General features: G+C 38.1%; 23 protein-coding genes. 6 read left to right on the forward strand and 17 right to left on the reverse strand.

Annotated features, from left to right (window positions below; translation table 11 throughout):
• Positions 1 to 119: 119 nt before the first annotated feature.
• From O3636_RS03560 to O3636_RS03570, 3 genes are read right to left on the reverse strand one after another with little or no spacing between them, the layout of a single operon-like run.
• The gene (locus O3636_RS03560) at positions 120 to 476 is read right to left on the reverse strand and encodes an arsenate reductase family protein (RefSeq protein WP_000889091.1); all 357 of its coding nucleotides are present in this window, start codon (positions 474 to 476) and stop codon (positions 120 to 122) included.
• 12 nt (positions 477 to 488) lie between these two features.
• Positions 489 to 998: a methylated-DNA--[protein]-cysteine S-methyltransferase gene (locus O3636_RS03565; RefSeq protein ID WP_261055228.1), complete on the reverse strand. Its 510-nt coding sequence runs from the start codon at positions 996 to 998 to the stop codon at positions 489 to 491.
• On the reverse strand, positions 998 to 1,492 hold the full coding sequence (locus O3636_RS03570) for a GNAT family N-acetyltransferase (protein WP_261055225.1): 495 nt from the start codon (positions 1,490 to 1,492) through the stop codon (positions 998 to 1,000). The genes O3636_RS03565 and O3636_RS03570 overlap by 1 nt, the downstream gene beginning before the upstream one ends.
• A gap of 134 nt (positions 1,493 to 1,626) precedes the next feature.
• Here O3636_RS03570 and O3636_RS03575 point away from each other — a divergent pair, with 134 nt between their 5' ends.
• Both O3636_RS03575 and O3636_RS03580 read left to right on the forward strand, forming a co-directional pair.
• Positions 1,627 to 2,073: a DUF1836 domain-containing protein gene (locus O3636_RS03575; RefSeq protein WP_261025651.1), complete on the forward strand. Its 447-nt coding sequence runs from the start codon at positions 1,627 to 1,629 to the stop codon at positions 2,071 to 2,073.
• Positions 2,070 to 2,717, forward strand: a complete 648-nt coding sequence (locus tag O3636_RS03580) for a hemolysin III family protein (protein WP_261025650.1) — start codon at positions 2,070 to 2,072, stop codon at positions 2,715 to 2,717. The genes O3636_RS03575 and O3636_RS03580 overlap by 4 nt, the downstream gene beginning before the upstream one ends.
• A 63-nt stretch (positions 2,718 to 2,780) precedes the next feature.
• Here the strand turns inward: O3636_RS03580 and metG are convergent, their stop codons facing one another.
• The 4 genes from metG to O3636_RS03600 form a co-directional block, all read right to left on the reverse strand.
• A complete protein-coding gene (gene metG / locus O3636_RS03585; RefSeq protein WP_261012650.1) occupies positions 2,781 to 4,778 on the reverse strand; it encodes a methionine--tRNA ligase in 1,998 nt (665 codons plus the stop codon).
• Positions 4,779 to 4,901: 123 nt separating this feature from the next.
• The gene (locus tag O3636_RS03590; protein ID WP_001180414.1) at positions 4,902 to 6,161 is read right to left on the reverse strand and encodes an ABC transporter permease; all 1,260 of its coding nucleotides are present in this window, start codon (positions 6,159 to 6,161) and stop codon (positions 4,902 to 4,904) included.
• Position 6,162: 1 nt separating this feature from the next.
• Positions 6,163 to 6,864, reverse strand: coding sequence for an ABC transporter ATP-binding protein (locus O3636_RS03595; RefSeq protein ID WP_000811469.1), 702 nt, complete (start codon positions 6,862 to 6,864; stop codon positions 6,163 to 6,165).
• Entirely contained in the window at positions 6,848 to 8,053 is a 1,206-nt protein-coding gene (locus O3636_RS03600) for an efflux RND transporter periplasmic adaptor subunit (protein WP_371641904.1), read from the reverse strand. The genes O3636_RS03595 and O3636_RS03600 overlap by 17 nt, the downstream gene beginning before the upstream one ends.
• Before the next feature lie 289 nt (positions 8,054 to 8,342).
• Here O3636_RS03600 and gor point away from each other — a divergent pair, with 289 nt between their 5' ends.
• A complete protein-coding gene (gene gor / locus O3636_RS03605) occupies positions 8,343 to 9,689 on the forward strand; it encodes a glutathione-disulfide reductase (protein WP_371641762.1) in 1,347 nt (448 codons plus the stop codon).
• A 165-nt stretch (positions 9,690 to 9,854) separates the two neighbouring features.
• On the opposite strand, the gene O3636_RS03610 is transcribed toward gor, so the two are convergent.
• From O3636_RS03610 to O3636_RS03625, 4 genes are all read right to left on the reverse strand, one after another.
• Positions 9,855 to 10,355, reverse strand: coding sequence for a hypothetical protein (locus O3636_RS03610; RefSeq protein ID WP_000721122.1), 501 nt, complete (start codon positions 10,353 to 10,355; stop codon positions 9,855 to 9,857).
• Positions 10,352 to 10,975, reverse strand: a complete 624-nt coding sequence (locus O3636_RS03615; protein WP_000151033.1) for an ATP-binding cassette domain-containing protein — start codon at positions 10,973 to 10,975, stop codon at positions 10,352 to 10,354. Before O3636_RS03615 ends, O3636_RS03610 begins: the two co-directional genes overlap by 4 nt.
• Positions 10,972 to 12,954 carry an ABC transporter permease gene (locus tag O3636_RS03620; RefSeq protein WP_371641764.1) on the reverse strand — a complete coding sequence of 661 codons (1,983 nt, stop codon included), beginning with the start codon at positions 12,952 to 12,954 and terminating at the stop codon, positions 10,972 to 10,974. The genes O3636_RS03615 and O3636_RS03620 overlap by 4 nt, the downstream gene beginning before the upstream one ends.
• Before the next feature lie 65 nt (positions 12,955 to 13,019).
• Positions 13,020 to 13,358, reverse strand: a complete 339-nt coding sequence (locus tag O3636_RS03625) for a hypothetical protein (protein WP_000746106.1) — start codon at positions 13,356 to 13,358, stop codon at positions 13,020 to 13,022.
• A 432-nt stretch (positions 13,359 to 13,790) separates the two neighbouring features.
• Here O3636_RS03625 and O3636_RS03630 point away from each other — a divergent pair, with 432 nt between their 5' ends.
• Positions 13,791 to 14,327, forward strand: coding sequence for a biotin transporter BioY (locus tag O3636_RS03630; RefSeq protein WP_371641766.1), 537 nt, complete (start codon positions 13,791 to 13,793; stop codon positions 14,325 to 14,327).
• Positions 14,328 to 14,380: 53 nt separating this feature from the next.
• On the opposite strand, the gene O3636_RS03635 is transcribed toward O3636_RS03630, so the two are convergent.
• Positions 14,381 to 14,596 carry a YdbC family protein gene (locus O3636_RS03635; RefSeq protein WP_000807422.1) on the reverse strand — a complete coding sequence of 72 codons (216 nt, stop codon included), beginning with the start codon at positions 14,594 to 14,596 and terminating at the stop codon, positions 14,381 to 14,383.
• A 98-nt stretch (positions 14,597 to 14,694) separates the two neighbouring features.
• Here O3636_RS03635 and O3636_RS03640 point away from each other — a divergent pair, with 98 nt between their 5' ends.
• On the forward strand, positions 14,695 to 15,015 hold the full coding sequence (locus O3636_RS03640) for a hypothetical protein (protein ID WP_371641768.1): 321 nt from the start codon (positions 14,695 to 14,697) through the stop codon (positions 15,013 to 15,015).
• Between the two features lie 30 nt (positions 15,016 to 15,045).
• On the opposite strand, the gene O3636_RS03645 is transcribed toward O3636_RS03640, so the two are convergent.
• The 5 genes from O3636_RS03645 to O3636_RS03665 form a co-directional block, all read right to left on the reverse strand.
• Positions 15,046 to 15,384, reverse strand: coding sequence for an ATP cone domain-containing protein (locus O3636_RS03645; protein ID WP_001196041.1), 339 nt, complete (start codon positions 15,382 to 15,384; stop codon positions 15,046 to 15,048).
• Positions 15,385 to 15,395: 11 nt separating this feature from the next.
• Complete coding sequence (gene trmD, locus O3636_RS03650) at positions 15,396 to 16,115, reverse strand: tRNA (guanosine(37)-N1)-methyltransferase TrmD (protein ID WP_371641770.1); 720 nt, start codon at positions 16,113 to 16,115, stop codon at positions 15,396 to 15,398.
• Positions 16,105 to 16,623 carry a ribosome maturation factor RimM gene (rimM, locus tag O3636_RS03655; RefSeq protein ID WP_061590089.1) on the reverse strand — a complete coding sequence of 173 codons (519 nt, stop codon included), beginning with the start codon at positions 16,621 to 16,623 and terminating at the stop codon, positions 16,105 to 16,107. The genes trmD and rimM overlap by 11 nt, the downstream gene beginning before the upstream one ends.
• Before the next feature lie 76 nt (positions 16,624 to 16,699).
• Entirely contained in the window at positions 16,700 to 17,557 is an 858-nt protein-coding gene (locus tag O3636_RS03660; RefSeq protein WP_371641773.1) for an alpha/beta fold hydrolase, read from the reverse strand.
• A gap of 149 nt (positions 17,558 to 17,706) precedes the next feature.
• Positions 17,707 to 18,591, reverse strand: coding sequence for a DMT family transporter (locus tag O3636_RS03665; protein ID WP_029690289.1), 885 nt, complete (start codon positions 18,589 to 18,591; stop codon positions 17,707 to 17,709).
• A gap of 86 nt (positions 18,592 to 18,677) precedes the next feature.
• Here O3636_RS03665 and O3636_RS03670 point away from each other — a divergent pair, with 86 nt between their 5' ends.
• A complete protein-coding gene (locus O3636_RS03670; protein WP_371641775.1) occupies positions 18,678 to 19,967 on the forward strand; it encodes an IS4 family transposase in 1,290 nt (429 codons plus the stop codon).
• Positions 19,968 to 20,323: the final 356 nt, after the last annotated feature.

Below are 20,323 nucleotides of genomic sequence, written 5' to 3' on the forward strand. Positions count from 1 at the left end.
CTTCTGCCGTCAATGAAATTATTTGCTACGGTCAGATACAGACTTTGTCTACCTACTAGTTTATCATACTTTGAAACAGGGAGGTTATATATTTTATCTATCAAAGAGATAGATAAAAACTATTTCAATCCCAATTCTTCATAAGCTTTTCGATAACCGATTTGCTTAACAGTTCCATTTTCTACTAAAATGGGTCGTTTTAACAACATACCGTCACTTGCTAGCAACTCAGCCGCTTCTTGGTTTGACAGACTTCCTACCTTATCTTTCAGCCCTAATTCACGGTATTTGATTCCACTGGTGTTGAAAAATTGCTTCAATTCAAATCCTGAGGTTTCTAGCCAGTTTAAAATGACTTCTTGACTAGGTGTTTCTTCCACGATGTGAACAGCTTTGTAGTCCACACCGAGTTGGTTTAATTCTTGTTTTGCTTTTTTACAAGTTGAACATTTTGGGTATTCGATAAATTCTAACATGTGTTTCACTTTCTATTTTATATCTTTAAAATCTGCGTCTTCATGCTCCAAGAGCCAGGCTTTCTTTTCCACTCCTGCAGCATAACCTGTCAGACGCTTGCCTACTCCCAGCACACGGTGACAAGGTACTAGGATAGACCAAGGATTGCGCCCCACTGCTCCACCAATTGCTTGAGCAGAAGGCACTTGCAGATCTTGGGCTATTTGTCCATAGGTCACTGTCTGACCATAAGGAATTCCCTGTAAATAGGACCAAACTCGCTTTTCAAAATCCGTACCGATTGGAGCCAAAGGTAAGTTGGATAAATCCTGCGACTTTCCTTTAAAATAATTATCTAAGCAAGCAATAACTGTATCTAAAATAGGATGACTAACAACTTCGTCTATTGTTTCATCTCCCAATCCCCTCTCAAAATGCTTCTGATCCTGTACCCAAATGCCATACAGATAATGATCATCAGCTACGAGAGAAAGAGAGCCAATTGGCGAAGAGTAGAGCATTTTTGCATACTTCTTTTGCATTATTTCTTTAATTTTTGATAGGCCAAGCGTTCACCATCTACTGGCACCTTACCAACCTGTTTAAAACCGAGTTTTTCAAAAATACGTTGCATGGCCTTGTTTGCAGCGTGCGTATCTGAGCGAAAATCCAGATAATCAAAACCTTCAATCAGACCTTCTAGGAAAGTCTGAGCAACTCCCTGTCCCTGGACATCTGCTGCCACAGCGATACGGTGAAAGACCAGATATTCTGACTCTCCAGCTTGCCAGCTTCCTTCATAAATAGCTTCATAGGCTGCCTCTGGACCCTTGGTCACAGCAGCATAGGCTAGCAGTTCTCCATCTTCCAAGGCAACATAAGCTTGACCTGAGATAATATCATCGATAATAATGTCCGCATTTGGATAGCCATTTTGCCACTGGTCACTACCAGCATCTGCTAAACGTTTTTTAGCACCCTCCATCACCTGCATGATGGCATCTACTTCATTTGGAAAAGCTAAACGAATCTCCATCTTTTCTCCTCTTTTCTGACTAGTTTCTCCCATCATAGCATAATTTAAGCCTTTTCACAAGCAGTTAAAACTTGACTATTTGTTTTTATTATTTTATAATCTAGTTATTAAAACTAGATAAAAAGGAGTTGAAAATGAAAACTACCTTTTCCTACCCTAAATGGGCAGAAATCCCAAATATTGACCTCTATCTGGATCAGGTTTTACTCTATGTCAATCAGATCTGCGCTCCTGTCTCTCCAGATAAAGACAAGGGACTAACAGCATCTATGGTCAACAATTATGTTAAACATGGTTATCTGACAAAGCCTGACAAGAAAAAATACCAACGTCAACAGATTGCCCGTTTGATTGCTATCACTACCCTCAAATCTGTCTTTTCAATTCAAGAAATTGCTCAGACACTCAATACTCTTCAAAGTCAAGCCAGTTCAGACCAACTCTACGATGCCTTTGTGGACTATATGAACCACGAGATTGACCCAGCAAACCCTATTATCCAAAGTAGCTGCCAAACCGTTAAACTCTATCATCAAACTCTAGCCCTAATCCATCATTCTGAAGAGGAGGTAATCAAATGAACACTAGTCTTAAACTCAGCAAACAACTTAGTTTCGGAGAGGAGATTGCTAATAGCGTGACCCATGCTGTGGGGGCAGTCATCATGCTCATCTTGCTCCCTATTTCATCCACCTATAGTTATGAAGCACACGGATTTTTATCCTCTATCGGCGTTTCCATTTTTGTTATCAGCCTTTTTCTCATGTTCCTCTCATCCACCATTTACCACTCTATGGCCTATGGTTCGACCCACAAATACGTCTTGAGAATTATTGACCATTCTATGATTTATGTGGCTATCGCAGGCTCTTATACGCCGGTCGTCTTAACATTGATGAATAACTGGTTTGGCTATCTGATTATTGCCATCCAATGGGGAACGACTATCTTTGGTATTCTCTATAAAATCTTTGCTAAAAAGGTCAATGAAAAATTCAGCCTTGCTCTTTATTTGATTATGGGCTGGCTGGTTCTGGCTATCATTCCTGCCATTATCAGTCAAACAATGCCAATTTTCTGGAGTCTCATGGTAACTGGCGGACTCTCTTATACAGTTGGAGCTGGATTTTACGCCAAGAAAAAACCTTATTTCCACATGATTTGGCATCTCTTTATCCTAGCTGCGTCCTCACTCCAATACATCGCCATTGTTTATTTCATGTAAAAATAGGTTAGGACAAAAAATCCTAACCTATTTTTATTATGTGACGATTAATCCTGTCTATTTTTACCCAATCACACTTCCGTTTGGTACAGCTGGGTCAACTGTGAGAAGGGTTAATTGTCCATCATGTTCAGCTGAGAGGATCATCCCTTGACTGACATATTTCTTCATCATTTTACGTGGTTTGAGGTTAGCAACGATTTGAACTTTTTTGCCGACCAATTCTTGTTCATTTGGATAGTATTTGGCAATTCCTGAAAGGATTTGACGATCTTCACCATCCCCAGCATCCAGGCGGAATTGGAGCAACTTATCTGAACCTTCTACTTTAGACACTTCTTTGACTTCTGCGACACGGATTTCGATCTTGTCAAAGTCTTCAAACTTGATTTCTTCCTTGTTTAGTTTGAGTTCAACTTCGTCTGGGTTCCATTCTTTTTCGACAGCTGGCTTGTTGCCTTCCATTTGTTCCTTGATATAGGCGATTTCTTCTTCCATATCCAGACGTGGGAAAATTGGTGTTCCCTTAGCAACTACAGTCACACCTGCAGGGAAATCAGCCAATTTCAAGTTCTCAAGGCTAGAAACTTCTGCTAGACCAAGTTGAGTCAAGACTGCACGACTAGTTTCCATCATAAATGGCTCAATCAAGTGAGCGACGACACGAAGGCTAGCTGCCAAGTGACTCATAACGCTTGCCAATTGATCGCGGAGTGCTTCATCCTTAGCCAAGACCCATGGTGCGGTCTCATCGATGTATTTATTGGTACGAGAGATAAGAGTCCAGACTGCTTCAAGGGCACGTGGGTAGTCAACTGCTTCCATGTGTGTATGGTAGTCAGCAATTGATTTAGCAGCTACTTGAGCAAGAGCATTGTCAAATTCAGTCACCCCTTCTACATAGGCAGGAATTTGTCCATCAAAGTACTTGTTAATCATAGAAACCGTACGGTTGAGGAGGTTTCCAAGGTCATTGGCCAATTCGTAGTTGATACGGCCTACATAGTCTTCAGGAGTGAAGGTTCCGTCTGAACCAACTGGAAGGCTGCGCATAAGGTAGTAACGAAGTGGATCTAGTCCATAACGCTCTACCAACATTTCAGGATAGACAACATTTCCTTTAGACTTAGACATTTTGCCGTCTTTCATGACAAACCAACCATGGGCAATCAAACGATCTGGCAATTTGATATCCAACATCATAAGAAGGATTGGCCAGTAGATTGAGTGGAAACGAAGGATGTCTTTTCCTACCATGTGGAAGACTGTTCCATTCCAGAACTTGTCAAAGTTACCATGTTCATCTTGACCGTAGCCAAGAGCTGTCGCATAGTTAAGAAGGGCATCAATCCAAACGTAGACAACGTGCTTAGGATTTGATGGGACAGGCACTCCCCATGTAAAGGTTGTACGAGAAACTGCCAAATCCTCTAAACCTGGCTCGATGAAGTTGCGCAGCATTTCATTCAGACGACCATCTGGAGTGATAAATTCAGGATGGGACTTGAAAAATTCGACCAAACGATCTTGGTATTTGCTGAGGCGAAGGAAGTATGATTCTTCAGATACCCATTCCACTTCGTGACCTGATGGAGCGATTCCACCAGTCACATTTCCAGCTTCATCACGGAAAACTTCTGCAAGCTGGCTTTCTGTAAAGAATTCCTCATCTGATACTGAGTACCAACCAGAGTATTCACCCAAATAGATGTCATCTTGAGCAAGCAAGCGTTCAAAGACTTGTGCGACAACTTTTTCATGGTAGTCATCAGTTGTACGGATAAATTTATCGTATGATATATCGAGTAATTGCCAGAGTTCTTTGACTCCAACTGCCATCCCATCAACATAGGCTTGAGGGGTGATTCCAGCTTCTTCTGCTTTTTGTTGAATCTTTTGACCATGCTCATCAAGACCTGTCAGATAAAAGACATCGTAGCCCATCAGGCGTTTGTAACGTGCTAGGACATCACAAGCGATGGTTGTGTAGGCAGAACCGATATGAAGTTTACCAGATGGATAGTAAATCGGCGTTGTAATATAAAAATTCTTTTCAGACATAATTTTTCCTTTCCAGGCAAATGAAACCTGTTTTTCTAACACTTCATTATATCACATTTTTAAGGATTTTCGATAGGGAAATCCATACAAAAACAAGATAGACAAGTGTCCATCTTGTTGATCTTATTCATAACGAAGGGCTTCGATTGGATCAAGTTTCGATGCCTTGTTGGCTGGCAAGACCCCAAAAACTATACCCACGCTAGCCGAAACTGCAAGACTAAATAGGGCAACTGGGATCGATACTCCCACCTCTATACCCGCAATCAAGCCTTGCAATAGCAAACCTGCTAAGGCAGTTAAACCACTTGCAATTGTCAAGCCAATCAAGCCACCTAACAAGGTCAAAATCATGGATTCAATCAAAAACTGGATTAAAATATTAGCACGTGTTGCACCCAAAGCCTTACGGAGACCAATTTCACGGGTACGCTCTGTCACCGAAACCAGCATGATATTCATAACACCAGTTCCTCCAACAAAGAGAGAAATACCTGCAATGGCACTAATAATCGTCGTCATAAAACTAAACGTTTGTTGAACTTCTGCAAATGCAGCTGACTCATCTGCCACTTGATATTCTCCCTGTTGCAAGCCAGCAAGCTCTGTCATTTTTCGTGCTAATTCTGGACCCAGAGTTTGAGTCAAGCTTGTGTCATTCACTCGAAAGACAATATTAGCTATTTCATCTACATTAAAATTCGCAGCAAGGGAAGTATTTGTGGTAATGGGCAAGCCACCAAAACCATATATTTTTGAACGTTTAGCCTCTGGACTAGTATAAACCCCAATAACCCGGTAACTAAATCCATTGACTTCTACAATCTTGTTAATAGCCTCTTGAGGAGAGCCAAATAAACTAATGGATAATTCTTCATCAAGCAAAATGACACTTGCAAATTCTTTGAAATCTTGTTCTCTCAGACTACGTCCCGCAAGAATTTCATTATTAACAGCCTCCATATAAGTTCTGTTTCCACCTGTCAAATTAGCATTTTCAACCTTTTTATCTTTATAAGTCAAAATGGCGTTCGTTGAGTTGGTTACATAGTAGTTATCCACTCCCTTGAGTTTGGCTGCCTCCTTGACCCAAGATTCTTGCGGTTTTGGTGGTTCAACATGAACTTCCTCTTCTTTTCCAGAAACCGTAAAAGCTGATTGTTTCTGAGTAAAAGACCCATCTTTACTTTTTTTAGAAGAGAAAAAGACACTAATATTCTTCTGAGATTTGGTCATATCTTTGTTGAGTTGACGAGATAGGGAGTCACCTAGAGCCATAATCACAACAACTGATGAAACACCGATAATAATCCCAATCATGGTAAGCAAAGAACGCATCTTGTGAGCCATAATAGATGAAAAGGCAAATTTCAGATTCTGCATCTTAGTTTTCCTCCTTTTCTAACTGAGCACTATCAGATGAAATAACTCCATCGCGAATGACAATCTGACGTTTGGCATAAGCAGCTATTTCAGGCTCATGCGTTACCATGATAATGGTTTTTCCTTCTTTGTTCAAGTCAACCAATAGCTGCATGATTTGATTCCCTGTTTTGGTATCCAAGGCTCCTGTCGGTTCGTCTGCTAGAATAATAGAAGGATTGTTTACCAAGGCACGCGCAATAGCCACACGTTGCTTTTGACCACCAGATAATTCTGAAGGTAAATGGTGACTACGCTCAGTCAATTCAACCTTATCTAGATATTCCTCAGCTAACTTGCGACGTTTTGAAGCCGAAACTCCTGCATAAATCAAGGGCAATTCTACGTTTTGCAGAGCATTGAGTTTAGATAGAAGAAAGAACTGCTGAAAGACAAAACCGATTTGTTGGTTGCGAACCTTGGCTAGTTGTTTTTCGCCCAGTCCAGCTACTTCTTGGCCTTCAAGATAATACTCTCCACTACTTGGTGTATCCAACATGCCAATCGTATTCATCAGAGTGGACTTACCAGAACCAGATGGTCCCATAATGGCAACAAACTCACCCTCATTCACTTCTAGGTTGATATTTTTGAGAACCTGCAGTTCTTGGTCACCGTTACGGTAGCTTCTGCAGATATTTTTTAGACTAATTAGTTGCTTCATCAGCCTTCACCTCTTTTCCTTCCTCAAGAGAAGACGTTGGGTTACTGATGACCTTGACTCCATTTGTCAGACCTGAAGTGATTTCTTGGTCGTCTGCATCAGCATTGCCCAAACCAACTTCCACTTTCTTGGCCTTTTTCTGCTCGTCAAGCACCCAGACATAGTTCTTATCATTTTCAGTCACAACACTTGTTAGAGGAACCAAAATGGCTTTACTCTTATTCTTGACCTCAACACTTACTGAGAATCCTTGTTTCAAGTCACCGATTTCACTTGTAACATCGATGGTATATGGATATTTAGAACCAGAATTACCACCTGCTGCTACAGCTGTACTTGCCGCTTCGCCATTGTTTTTAGGGTAGTCAGAAATGTAGCTAATCTTACCAGTCCAGCTCTTATCTTGGTAAACTTTAGAAGTAAAGGTTACTTCTTGTCCCACAGAGAGGTTGGCAAGGTTATATTCAGATAGTTCCCCCTTAACTTGCAAGTTTTCATTGCTAACGACATGAACTACCACCTGGCTAGCTCCAGTTGGAGATTTAGAAACATTACGGTTGACTTCGACCACAGTTCCCTCTAGGGTACTGAGAACCGTCATTGCATCCAACTGACTTTGAGCCTTGCTTAATTGCGCTGCTGCATCTGCACGAGCATCACGAGCATCACCTAATTGTGCATCAATAGATGACACTGAATTTCCTGCTACTGGAGCTGGTGTTTGCGCTGCAGCTCCTTCGCCTCCTGCTGGTGTTGGCAACTGTGGAGTCGGAGCTGAAGCGGCTTCATTTCGCGCTTGGTTGAGTTCGTTGATATGACGATCTGCCTTAGCAACTGCTCGACTCGCTGAATCATAGGCCGCCTGGGCTTCTGAACTACTGTACTTAACTAAAGCCTGTCCTTCACTAACCTTATCACCCACAGAAACAAGGATTTCATCTAAATCTCCCTTACTAGCATCAAAATAAACATATTGTTCATTTTTTGCCGTTACTGTCCCTGATAATAAAACAGAGGATGCCACGCTTCCTTCCTTAGCAACAACAAGATGAGTAGCCTCATCTTTTACAGCAGTCTGAGAAGGTTGTCTAAAGAGCAAAATGCCCCCAGCACCCAATACAACTACACTTGCAGCACCAATTGCTGCATACAATTGCCACTTTTTAGCTTTACCATTCTTTTTCATAATGAAACTCCTTTTTGATTTAAAGTTCTTAACAATATTATACAAAAATTATCAATTTGAAACAATAACATTTCAGAACGAAATAATGACATTTCAGGATTTAATTATTGTTCGGAATTTATTTTACAATCGTTGTACTAGTTATATAATACACTTTATTTTTCTTTTTTGCAAGCCTTTTCTTTAATTTTTTTGAACGTAGCAGATTTTTGCAATCAGATAAAAAAAAAGATAGAATATGACTATCAAAAAATGACACTCTACTATTTAAAAGAGTACAAAGGAGTTTTCAATGAGAGAATACGATATCATTGCTATCGGTGGAGGTAGCGGAGGAATTGCTACCATGAACCGTGCTGGTGAACACGGAGCCAAAGCGGCCGTTATTGAGGAAAAGAAACTAGGTGGAACTTGCGTCAATGTCGGCTGTGTTCCTAAAAAAATCATGTGGTACGGGGCGCAAATCGCTGAGACTTTCCATCAATTTGGAGAAGACTACGGCTTTAAGACTACTGATCTTAACTTTGACTTTGCAACCCTACGTCGCAATCGTGAAGCCTACATTGATCGCGCTCGTTCTTCTTATGATGGCAGTTTTAAACGCAACGGAGTAGACTTGATTGAAGGTCATGCTGAATTTGTAGATTCTCATACTGTTAGCGTAAATGGTGAACTGATTCGTGCTAAACATATTGTGATTGCTACTGGTGCCCATCCAAGTATTCCAAACATTCCTGGTGCTGAACTAGGTGGCTCTTCTGATGATGTATTTGCTTGGGAAGAATTGCCAGAGTCAGTTGCAATTCTAGGCGCTGGTTATATCGCCGTTGAATTGGCTGGCGTACTCCACACTTTTGGTGTCAAGACAGACCTCTTTGTTCGTCGTGATCGTCCTTTACGTGGTTTTGATTCTTACATCGTTGAAGGTCTGGTCAAGGAAATGGAAAGAACAAACTTACCACTTCACACTCACAAAGTCCCTGTTAAGTTAGAAAAAACTGCTGAAGGCATTACCATTCATTTCGAAGATGGTACTAGTCACACAGCTAGCCAAGTTATCTGGGCTACAGGCCGCCGTCCAAACGTTAAGGGCTTGCAACTTGAAAAAGCTGGAGTAACTTTGAACGAACGTGGCTTTATCCAAGTGGATGAATACCAAAATACTGTTGTTGAGGGAATCTACGCTTTAGGTGATGTAACAGGTGAAAAGGAACTGACTCCAGTTGCTATCAAGGCTGGACGTACTTTATCTGAACGTCTCTTTAACGGCAAAACAACTGCAAAAATGGACTACACAACTATTCCAACTGTTGTCTTTTCACACCCTGCTATCGGAACTGTTGGTTTGACAGAAGAACAAGCTATTAAAGAATACGGTCAAGATCAAATCAAGGTTTACAAATCAAGCTTTACGTCTATGTACTCTGCTTGCACTTGCAACCGTCAAGAAACACGTTTCAAATTGATCACAGCTGGTTCTGAAGAAAAAGTTGTCGGACTTCATGGAATTGGCTACGGTGTTGATGAAATGATCCAAGGATTTGCTGTTGCTATCAAAATGGGAGCAACCAAGGCAGACTTTGATGCAACTGTGGCGATTCACCCAACTGCATCTGAAGAATTTGTAACCATGCGTTAATCGAAATAAAAGAAGCAGAGCAAAAAACACTTCTAAATATCAAAAATCGAGTATTGCCGTAGTTGGAGATACTCGTTTTCTTATGTTTTATTTTATAGTATGTTGAAATAAGATATGCAAAAATCAATTAACAAACCATAACAAAATATAAGGATTATAACACAATCATTTATTCTTTTCTTTAAAAGATTCATATATTTTTTTATATAACTCTTTCATATCTTTTTTCTGAGAATTCAACTCTTCACTACCGTAGTCAAAATTTGCTACTACAAATCCCTCGTCAGCATTAGAAAAAGTAAAAAATTCTATTCCAATGAGTTTATTATGCTTAGAGTCCTCAATAGTGTCTCCTAAATTATTATTAAATTGCTTCACTTCTTCTTCACGAACTCCGAACCCCGCAGCAGCTCCATTTGCAATGATGTTTGAAAATACTTCTTCTGAAGACGCTACTTCTTTCACAGTTATGATATATGTAGCTTCTTCCGTTTCTACTTGTTTCACTTTATTCCATTTTTCTGTATCACTAGAAGAAAGCGTATAGACTATTAACTCCAGTGTTGGTTTATTGGTATTTTCTTTTGTGATCATTTGTTTTCCAAAGAAGAAAATGGCAAGCATTCCAGCTACAAAGATCAAAGCAATATAAATTATCTTTTTCATACATTATCCCCTATATCTTTCATATCAATGATCACATCAACTTCGTTATAGACAGCTGGATCATGCGTCGCTATAATGACATATTTATCTTCATCTCTTTCATTCAATAATAAACGAATAATTTCTTTTCCAATCTCACCATCTAAAGCTCCTGTAGGCTCATCTGCTAAGATAATTTTACGTGGTTTCATTAACATTCTGGCAATAGCTACACGTTGAGCCTGCCCTCCAGACAATTCATATATTTTTTGATGTAAATAGTCACTTGACAGTCCTACTTTTTCAAGTACATCAGTTATTGTTTTTTTGTCTTTAGTGATAAGTTTCAAATTATCATATACTGTTTTGTTATCTATTAAAGAATAATTCTGAAATACATATCCAACAGTATTTTTAAAAAAAGTTCTTTCTTTTATCTTCCAAATATCTTGTTTATCAACTAAAACATTCCCACTGTCAATTTTTTCTAATCTTCCTATAATATTAAGAAGGGTACTTTTACCAGAGCCAGAACCTCCAATCAATGCATAACTTTTTCCAGATTCAAATTTTAAATTTAAGTCTGTAAAGATCTTTTTTGAGCCGAAACTTTTTGAAACGTTCAAAAGGTCAATTGTCATGTTTCATCTCCTTTTAAAATTTTAGTGTAGCTTTCAGATAATTTTCTAAAACTCATGATTATTGACAACATCAAAACGAGCAGAGAAGCAAGACCAATATATAGCAACTCTATTTGACCTGTCATAAGAAATGTAAATAGGATAACGATTGTAATAGTCATCATAAAATACTTGAGACTTGAAATTGCTATATATTTTTTTGACAGACCTAAAATGATTTTCTTCACATATTCATTCTGTTTTAGGGTAATATAAAGTTGGACATATTGATAAATGAGTATAAAGACAATACTGTAAATTATCTTCTGCAAAATTTGTGAAAGTAGAATTTGGTGCTCTAAGGACTGGATCTTTAATTTCACAATTTGGTAAACATCTACTGGATTCATTGAAACATTCAACTGGGTAGCCATTTCATTTATTTTATTTACCGCCTCAGGACTAAAAAGAGACTTAGTTGTTATATTACTAGCCAAAGAAAACTTGTTGTTTTCAATCATTTTGTCCGTATCTAACACAACAACAATGTTATCTGTGCTATCTGCTACACTTGCCATTGGTAAAAGCTCTTTCATTTTATGATTATCATCAGCATCTTCATTGAAATAAAAAATTTTATCACCATCAGGAATTATTTGTACTGCAATTTCTTCTTTTGTATAGTTTGTTCCAATAAATTGTTCTGCTACAACTGTATTCTCAATAGATTTCTGATTTTCTTTCCATTTCTCAGGAATATAGATGGTTGCTATCTTATTATCTAAAAGATGATAGTTTGTTCCATTCACTTTATTTTGTAGGTTAGCACCTGTTTGATTGATATAAATCAACTCTTTATTTATTTCTGGATTCGTTATTCCGTCATTTTCTAATTGTTTAGAAAAATTTTCCATAACATGTGAAGTTTTCATGAAATCTGGAACATATGCTGAGGATCGATCTATATATAAATAATCTAAGTTTTTTAAGGAAGCAGCTATCTGTAGATACTGACCATCCGAATCATTAACTTCTCCATTTTTAGTAGAGTTACTTTCAATTCCAAGGAACTCAATCCTTCTCCAGTCTTTTACTGTGTCCCATGGTACTAAATTCTGTATCTGAATGTTAATACTGGATTGACTACTCTTTGTTTCTTGTAAAAAAACTCCTGAGATAAGGATAATAATCGAAATAATGGCAAGCCATACGACAAAAATAAGTTTATTTTTTGCCTTGTTTTTAATAATTTCAATAGGCTTTTCAACCTGAATCGTCAACCAAAATAAAACAAAGGTGATGAGATCAATGATTTGAAATAGTATAAAATTCGTTAAAATCAGAGAGAAAAATAACTTAGAACTATAGGTGAAGAAACCATTTCCCAAAAAAGAACTGTAAGAAATCATCAATAAAGCCATCATAATCAGTTCAAAAATAAGAGAAATACCATAATCTCTTCTTAGATCGTATACAGGCAATCCCAAAGAACGTCGTATCACTCCTTCTTTAATCTGCTTCGTTCTAACAACAAATAACACAACTAATAAAGTTAAGTAAATTGAACCCATTAACAGTATTCTTAAAGTTCCAGTAAATTGTAAGATTCCTCCTATATACCAAGGATAAGCCATATATACTGTTTGCAACCCCGTCATCGTAAGTGGTTTCAAACTATCTATATCCATTTTCCCAAGGGTGTAATACATCCCTATTATTGGTGTTGACTTTAATTGTTCATTATTTACATCATCAAAATTTACATACCTCAACTGACCCGAACTCTGAACGATGGGCTTGTAAATGGTAACCTTTTCCGATTTTGATAAATCACGAACCATTTCGTATATTTCGTTATTTGAAAGATTGCTTTTTCCTTGAATAGAAAAAGCACCATCAATTGGTAAAGGTATGGGCATTTCTGTATCGCTAATAGTGACCCAACCAATTGCAGCAATCAAACAGAAGAAGAATCCAATGATACATAATTTTAATTTCATAAGCAATTACCATATTACAAGAGACCCTATTTTATAATTGGGTCTCTTGTTTTCATAAATTATTTTTAAAATCTATAATAATCCCAATATGCATTTAATCGAACATCGCTCCAAGATTTTGTAGCACTTGAATATGCCCATCCATAATCTTGTTTATCCTGAGCTTTAACTGTTCCCCAAAAATTCGTTACTGAAGATTTTGAACCAATATTATCTGGAGAACTAACAAAGTAATTCGAATAACCAGAGTTATCATTTACACCATATTCCCATACATCAATAATGGGACTTGGAGCAGGGTGTGCTGTAGTTGCACTAACAATACTAGCTACAGTAGCAAAGCTAAAACTTAAAACACTTGCGACTAGAAAAACAGATGCTTTCTTGTTAATTCTTTTTTTCATTTTACTTCTCCTTTAATTAAAATATTTGATGAAGAATAAGCAACAGTCCCCTTTTTAGTCCATCCATATTACTTTAATATGAATTGATTATATTTAGGTTTTTAATCACCGTTATGGTATCTAGAGTCGTTAAAATATCTCATAACTATCCCTCCTTTTAAAATTGAACACATATAAATGTATCCGTTTACATTTATTAATGTAGCACTTATTTTTTAGTTTGTCAAGTATTTATAGTATATTTTTTATGTATAAAATGGGATTATCTATATATAAAACTGATTTACAAATCGATAAAAAACAATTATCAAATTTCTCTTGTCAATCAAATCGGCTGTTACAGTTTCTGTTACCTTGTTTTTAAAAATTAGTTGACAATAATTCTCCTACGAGTATAATTGTTACTATACATCAGAAAAGAGGTTAACTATTTTGAAAAAAGCTCACGTTTATGCCATCCCTGCTATTGGAGCTGCTCTCATTGCTGTTTTGGCACAAATCAGTCTTCCAATTGGACCTGTTCCCTTCACTCTGCAAAACTTGGCAATCGGCTTGATTGCTACTGTCTTTAGACCGAGAGAGGCTGTGCTTTCTGTTGGACTCTATCTTCTTCTAGGTGCTATCGGTCTTCCTGTTTTTGCAGGAGGTGGAGCTGGTTTTCAGGCTTTAGTTGGCCCCACTGCAGGCTATCTTTGGTTTTATCTCGTTTACTCTGGACTGACTTCCTCTCTAACCAACAGCAAGAGTGGTATTGTCAAGATTTTTCTTGCAAACCTCTTGGGTGATGCCCTTGTCTTTGTCGGCGGGATTCTCAGCTTACATTTCCTAGCTGGAATGGCATTTGAAAAAGCTCTTGCTGTGGGAGTTCTTCCCTTTATCATTCCAGATCTTGGTAAACTTCTAGCTATTAGTTTTATTAGCCGTCCCCTACTTCAACGCCTTAAAAATCAGTCTTACTTTGCTAACTAAAAAAGGATATCGAGTTATTATGACTCAATATCCTTTTCTTTCATTTTGAAAACTTAGTTACCTTTAAAAGCATCCACCATTGTTTGAAATTCTTCATTGGAGAGAGTAATTCCTTTACCCATTTTAGTATGATCTGGACTCCAAGCACGAATATCAAACTTTGCAGGAGCACCATTAAAGCTCACACGGTTGATTTCCTTGGTCCAACCTTTTTCGTTTTCAGAAAGAGTCAACAAGTGCTCTTCAATTTCAAATGTAAATTCTGCCATTTTCTTCTCCTTTTTTAGCTTTCATTTGATTATTCGTAAAATCTTGTAGATTTTAGGAAAATTTTATATAATATTGATATAAAAGAAGGGAGGCCAATATGAGACATAAATTCCAGCAAGTTCTAGATAAAATACATGATTTTTTAAATGGACATGAAGAACCAGACCATACTGAAAGCAACTCCCTTACAGCCACTATTGAAGAGGCTATCCAGAAACAAACCGCTGTTCACCTTATCTTGTCTGAGGCAAGCTTTACAGGTGACATCATCAAACACGATCAGCAACGCCAACAAATTATCGTGAAAAATTTTGCCAAAAATGTGACCCGTATTATCCGCATAAGCGATATTCAACGCCTACGATTTGTCCCTTCAACCGTCCAAACAGCCCAAAAAAATAGATTTAAGAAAGAGTGAGATGTAGTTGCTTCATCCCACTCTTTTTTATTAGCGAACTTGTTCAAAATGTAAATGAACCGCGATATGATCTCCATAACCACTTCTTTCCAAGTCACGTTGCAGACGATAGGAAATGTAGTGTTCTGCAATAGTAATGTAACCTGCACCCAGTAAACGATGTTCAACCATAGACTGAATCATGCTGATAGTGGCGCGTTCCACCTTGGCTTCTTCCAAATCCAAAACCACTTTCTTAGTGACTTGTGCAAGGTTTTGACGCAAATCATCTGTCAATACATAGACAGTCTGGGCTGCCTTTAAGATAGCTTGGTAAATCTTATCTGGATTAAATTCAGCAATTTCTCCATCACGTTTGATTACTTGCATAGGTTTCTCCTTTATTCTTTGTTTTCTTTGATTTCTGCCAGCATTTTTTCTTCTTCTGCTGTCAATTTATAATTTTCAAGCAAATCCGGTCTGCGCTCGTAGGTTTTCTTTAAACTCTCATACAGTCGCCACTGACGAATCTTTTCATGGTGCCCGCTCATCAGAACATCTGGCACAACCATGCCTCGATAATCATAAGGGCGTGTGTACTGAGGATATTCAAGAAGACCTGAAGAAAAACTATCATCTTGGTGACTGGACTCCTTACCAATCACTTCTGGAATCAGGCGAACCGTCGCATCAATCATGGTCATGGCCGCCAATTCTCCTCCAGTTAAGACATAATCACCTAGAGAAATCTCATCTGTTACCAAGGTCTTGATGCGCTCATCATAACCTTCGTAGTGACCGCAGATAAAGATCAGTTCCTCTTCCTGAGCCAAATCCTCAGCATAAGCCTGATCAAACTGCTTGCCAGCTGGATCTAGGAGAATGACGCGCGGATTTTTCTTTTCAATAGCATCAAAGGCATCGAAAATGGGTTGGGCTCGGAGCAACATCCCCTGACCGCCTCCGTAGGGCTCATCGTCGACATGGCGGGCCTTTTCAGCATTTTCTCGAAAATTATGATACTGGATATCCAAGAGCCCCTTTTCTCGAGCCTTTCCAACGATTGAGTGCTCTAGCGGAGAAAACATCTCTGGAAAAAGGGTTAAAATATCAATCTTCATCGTCTAACCCTTCTAAGATTTCCACATCGACGCGGTTATTCGGAATATCAACATTGAGAACCACTGGTGGGATATAAGGCAAGAGCAAGTCACGTTTACCTTTTCGCTTGACCACCCAGACATCGTTGGCACCTGGTTGCAGGATTTCCTTGATGGTTCCAACCAAGTTATCTCCCTCATAGACTTCTAAACCGATAATCTCGTGATAGTAGAATTCACCATCATCTAAATCGTTTAAATCTTCCTCAGCTACCTTGAGACTGTATCCCTTGTACTTTTCAATGGCATTGATATGATACATGTCTTTGAATTTAATAATGTCAAAGTTCTTCTGTTTACGATGACTAGCGATGGTCACTGTTTGGACAAACTGATCTTTTTCATCAAACAAGGCCAGCTCAGTACCTTTTTTAAACCGTTCTTCTGCAAAATCCGTCACAGACAAGACTCGCATCTCACCCTGCAACCCCTGCGTATTGACGATTTTCCCAACATTAAAGTAGTTCATCTTGTCTCCTGTACTCTATTTCTATCCTTTATTTTAACACGTTCCAAGGATTTTCTCAAGTTGGATAAATCTCATCTTACAGAGCTACTACTTCTTCAAAGAATTCACCAATTATCTGATTAAACTCTTCAGGATGATCATTCATCGGTTGGTGTTTACTATCTGAAATCGTTACTTGACGCGCATTGGGATTTAAGGCAATGATACCATCGTAGATCATTTTTAGGTGTTTGGGAAAATCATTTTCTCCTCTTACTAAAAGCATAGGAGGATTTTCATGATAACCCTCTATCTCATGGACAGCTAAGAAACCTGTGATTCCAAGATTCAAGAAAACATCTCTCCCAGTTTCTATAATGGCCGTCTTGACTAATTCTCTTGTGATAGGATTATCTGTACACATTTTTGAGTTCTTGTCTGCAATCACCTTCCAAGGAACCGTTTTATACATAAGAGAACTATATTTTATGCGATTTCTCTCTTTATCTGATAGGTATCGATGCTGTCCCCAACTATCTACCATGACCAAGGCTAGAACTCTTTCTGGATGGCGATAGGTGTACTCTTGAAGTGGATTCCCTCCCCAAGAATGACCAACCAATATCACCTTATCCAACTGGAAATAGGACAAAATAGCATCTACATCTTGAACAGCACCTTCTAAGTCAGGTAAACCAACTTTCATAGGTGATTCACCCTGTCCTCGAACATTGACAAAGTAGAGGTCAAATCCATCAAAATCATCATACTGGTGGGCCCACATCTGACTACGGCCACAAGCTCCATGATAAAAAATAATGTGTCCTTTACTTGAGCTTCCAGGGCGATGATAAACAGCCAAGTCACAATCTAAAACTGGTATAATGTGACGTACCAAAGTCTCAGGTTTTCTGTTATAAAAAGCAATAACTTCAGCTATATCATTTTGCTTCATTTCTAAACTCTCTCCTCTTTATCCTAGTGTCATTCTTTTTATCTATTTTATCATGCTATATTGAAATCATCGTGTTCTAAACTTGATCACATTAAAATTTTTGAATTTTCTGAATGACTTGGATTAAGAAAAAGACTGCTCAGCAATCTTTACTTTTTTCTCATCAGATTCATGCCTAAAATTCCAGCAATAATCATAGTGGCTCCGATCAAATGGTAGCTATAAATTGGTTCGTGGAGTATAAGGGCTCCGGCTAGAATGGTCAAAACTGTTCCAAGATTGCCAAAGACACTGACGGTTGATGCTCCAAGTCGAACAATAGCATAGATAGAGAGACTACCAGTAACGATAGAGGCTAAAATTCCCAAATAAAAAATTGAAAGCAAATAAGACACCTGTCCAAGTGGCGCAAAGTAAGCTAATATGTTCCCCTCTAGATAGTGAGAGGTCAGACTCAGTGTATTAAAGGTGACGAAGCCAACAAATATCACAACAGCTGTCATATCCATGGCCCGATAGCGACCTCCTGTGGACTTGCTGAGAATATTGTTTATCGCATTTGCGAGAACAGATCCCAACATCAAAAGAAAGCCAAAGCTAGCAGTCTCAGTACCAAAGTTAGCTCCTTTACTAAGGAAGATGAAAACTACTCCTGCTACGGATAAAAATAAAAAGAACTTTTGAAGCAAGCTTGTCTTTTCCTTGAGAAAGACCGATGCTAAAAGGAGCGTAAAAATCGGGACAAGAGCCTGTAAAATTCCAGCTTCAGAAGACGATATATACTTTAAAGCAAAGGATTGAAAAATAAAAAAGAGAAGAGGATAGAAAAAACTCATAGGAAGAATAGAAAGAATATCTTTTCTACTTAAACTCACTTTGATAAGTTTGGTTTGATGAAGAACGACCATTACTAAAGCTGCGATTGTATAGCGATGCGCTAAGTTTGTGAGAGGACTAGCATAACCTAAAGCAATCTTAGTAAATAAAAAAGAAAATCCAATGATTGCTGAAAAGGATAAGGCTGCTAGGTCAATGTCATTAAGTTAAGAAATTCAAATACAATTCTGTATTTGGGTTTCTTTTTTTATGTGATAAACTTATAGTTAAGGAGGGATTTCCCATGATAAAACAGATAAAATCCCACTTGAATAATAGTATTCAGAGTATCATTGGTCAAAAAGTTGAGTTCGTCAAACAAGATGAACAGGCCTTTACTCGTAAAAGAAGTTTATCACTAGAAACTATGATTCGTACCATTCTGGGAATGGGAGGAAAATCCTTGTCAAAAGAATTACTAGTTGCCAGACTGACAGTTTCAAATTCAGCCTTTGTTCAAAGACGCTATCAGATAAAACCTGAAGCGTTCTATGCCCTATTTAAAGAATTTACAGTACCTATTCCACTTAATACTGATTTTCCAATATTCGCTGCAGATGGGAGTGATATCTGTATTCCTCGAAATCCCATGGATACAAAAACCTCTATCCAAACCCAAACGGATGTTAAATCCTATAATCTCATGCATATAAATGCCCTATACGACTTGACGACTGGAGTGTATAGAGATGTTTTTATTCAAGACCAACATGCACAACATGAGCGCTTAGCTCTGATTCAGATGATGGAGGCTCTCCCTTTCGATAAAGCTCTTGTTATCATGGATAGAGGCTATGAAAGTTACAATCTTATGGCTCATTTTCAAGAAAAAGGTTGGCTTTATATCATCCGTATTCGAGATGGAAAACAATCCATGCGTTCCTCCTTCAACTTGCCAAATACGGAGTGTTTTGATCAAACATTTTCTCTAACATTATCACGAAAGCAAACCAATCAGCTCAAAAAACTTTATCGTGATTTTCCCAATGACTATCATTTTATTCCACACAATTCTACTTTTGATTTTCTTCCAGAAACAAGTCAAAAACAGGATCCTGTAGTACTCTATGAGCTTCCTTTTCGTATGGTGCGTTTAGAAGTGGACGAAGGAAAATACGAAACTTTAGTGACAAATACAGACTATTCAATCCAAGAATTAAAAAATCTCTACGCCAGCAGATGGGGCATAGAGACTAGTTTTCGTGACCTGAAATACAGTGTTGGCTTGGTCAATTTTCATGCAAAAAAGAAGGAAGGGATTCTCCAAGAAATCTTTGCTCGCTTTACAAATTTTAACTTTTGTCGTTGGGTAATCTCGCAAGTTGCCATCGACAGTAGTCGTAAAAAACAAAGATATAAAGTGTGTTTCTCAGATGCGGCTTATGCCTGCCGTTTGTTTTTTAACTGTTCCCTTTCTTCTCTCCAGTTGAAAAACTACCTCAAGAAACAGTTATCTATTATTCGACCGAATCGAAAATATCCAAGAAAGATAAAGGCCCAATCGGTAGTTGATTTCATCTATAGAGTAACATAAATCTCAAAAAATAGGGTAAAAAAACCTTTATTTGTTATGCAAAAAAATAGAAGATAGGATAGAGAATCACTTTGATGATCTCAATCACACCTCCTATTCAAGTAGTTAGATCACTAACTTAATGACATTGGGCTGCTAGGTAAGCTTTTGTTTTCTCGTTCATAGACTGTTACTCCTTTTAAAAATAGCTATTCTCAAGATAGATCAACTAGAATTCTTTGAGACTATCTTTCCATTGTAGCATAGTAAAATGCTAGATGCTATTTCTAGGATTAGTATTTTATAACTTCTATCACTCTTTCAAGCTGATAAATTCTTTCTCGTTGCCTATAAAGGAGGCAGCTAGGCTGATCTGC

Origin of the sequence: Streptococcus sp. 27098_8_76 (assembly GCF_041432315.1) — a bacterium.
Taxonomy (GTDB): Bacteria; Bacillota; Bacilli; order Lactobacillales; family Streptococcaceae; genus Streptococcus.

Bases quoted from the DNA above. Each gene is read 5' to 3' on its own strand.
- O3636_RS03560 (WP_000889091.1), bottom strand. From the start codon at position 476: ATGTTAGAATTTATCGAATACCCAAAATGTTCAACTTGTAAAAAAGCA.
- O3636_RS03565 (WP_261055228.1), bottom strand. From the start codon at position 998: ATGCAAAAGAAGTATGCAAAAATGCTCTACTCTTCGCCAATTGGCTCT.
- O3636_RS03570 (WP_261055225.1), bottom strand. From the start codon at position 1,492: ATGGAGATTCGTTTAGCTTTTCCAAATGAAGTAGATGCCATCATGCAG.
- O3636_RS03575 (WP_261025651.1), top strand. From the start codon at position 1,627: ATGAAAACTACCTTTTCCTACCCTAAATGGGCAGAAATCCCAAATATT.
- O3636_RS03580 (WP_261025650.1), top strand. From the start codon at position 2,070: ATGAACACTAGTCTTAAACTCAGCAAACAACTTAGTTTCGGAGAGGAG.
- metG (WP_261012650.1), bottom strand. From the start codon at position 4,778: ATGTCTGAAAAGAATTTTTATATTACAACGCCGATTTACTATCCATCT.
- O3636_RS03590 (WP_001180414.1), bottom strand. From the start codon at position 6,161: ATGCAGAATCTGAAATTTGCCTTTTCATCTATTATGGCTCACAAGATG.
- O3636_RS03595 (WP_000811469.1), bottom strand. From the start codon at position 6,864: ATGAAGCAACTAATTAGTCTAAAAAATATCTGCAGAAGCTACCGTAAC.
- gor (WP_371641762.1), top strand. From the start codon at position 8,343: ATGAGAGAATACGATATCATTGCTATCGGTGGAGGTAGCGGAGGAATT.
- O3636_RS03610 (WP_000721122.1), bottom strand. From the start codon at position 10,355: ATGAAAAAGATAATTTATATTGCTTTGATCTTTGTAGCTGGAATGCTT.
- O3636_RS03615 (WP_000151033.1), bottom strand. From the start codon at position 10,975: ATGACAATTGACCTTTTGAACGTTTCAAAAAGTTTCGGCTCAAAAAAG.
- O3636_RS03620 (WP_371641764.1), bottom strand. From the start codon at position 12,954: ATGAAATTAAAATTATGTATCATTGGATTCTTCTTCTGTTTGATTGCT.
- O3636_RS03625 (WP_000746106.1), bottom strand. From the start codon at position 13,358: ATGAAAAAAAGAATTAACAAGAAAGCATCTGTTTTTCTAGTCGCAAGT.
- O3636_RS03635 (WP_000807422.1), bottom strand. From the start codon at position 14,596: ATGGCAGAATTTACATTTGAAATTGAAGAGCACTTGTTGACTCTTTCT.
- O3636_RS03640 (WP_371641768.1), top strand. From the start codon at position 14,695: ATGAGACATAAATTCCAGCAAGTTCTAGATAAAATACATGATTTTTTA.
- O3636_RS03645 (WP_001196041.1), bottom strand. From the start codon at position 15,384: ATGCAAGTAATCAAACGTGATGGAGAAATTGCTGAATTTAATCCAGAT.
- trmD (WP_371641770.1), bottom strand. From the start codon at position 16,115: ATGAAGATTGATATTTTAACCCTTTTTCCAGAGATGTTTTCTCCGCTA.
- rimM (WP_061590089.1), bottom strand. From the start codon at position 16,623: ATGAACTACTTTAATGTTGGGAAAATCGTCAATACGCAGGGGTTGCAG.
- O3636_RS03660 (WP_371641773.1), bottom strand. From the start codon at position 17,557: ATGAAGCAAAATGATATAGCTGAAGTTATTGCTTTTTATAACAGAAAA.
- O3636_RS03670 (WP_371641775.1), top strand. From the start codon at position 18,678: ATGATAAAACAGATAAAATCCCACTTGAATAATAGTATTCAGAGTATC.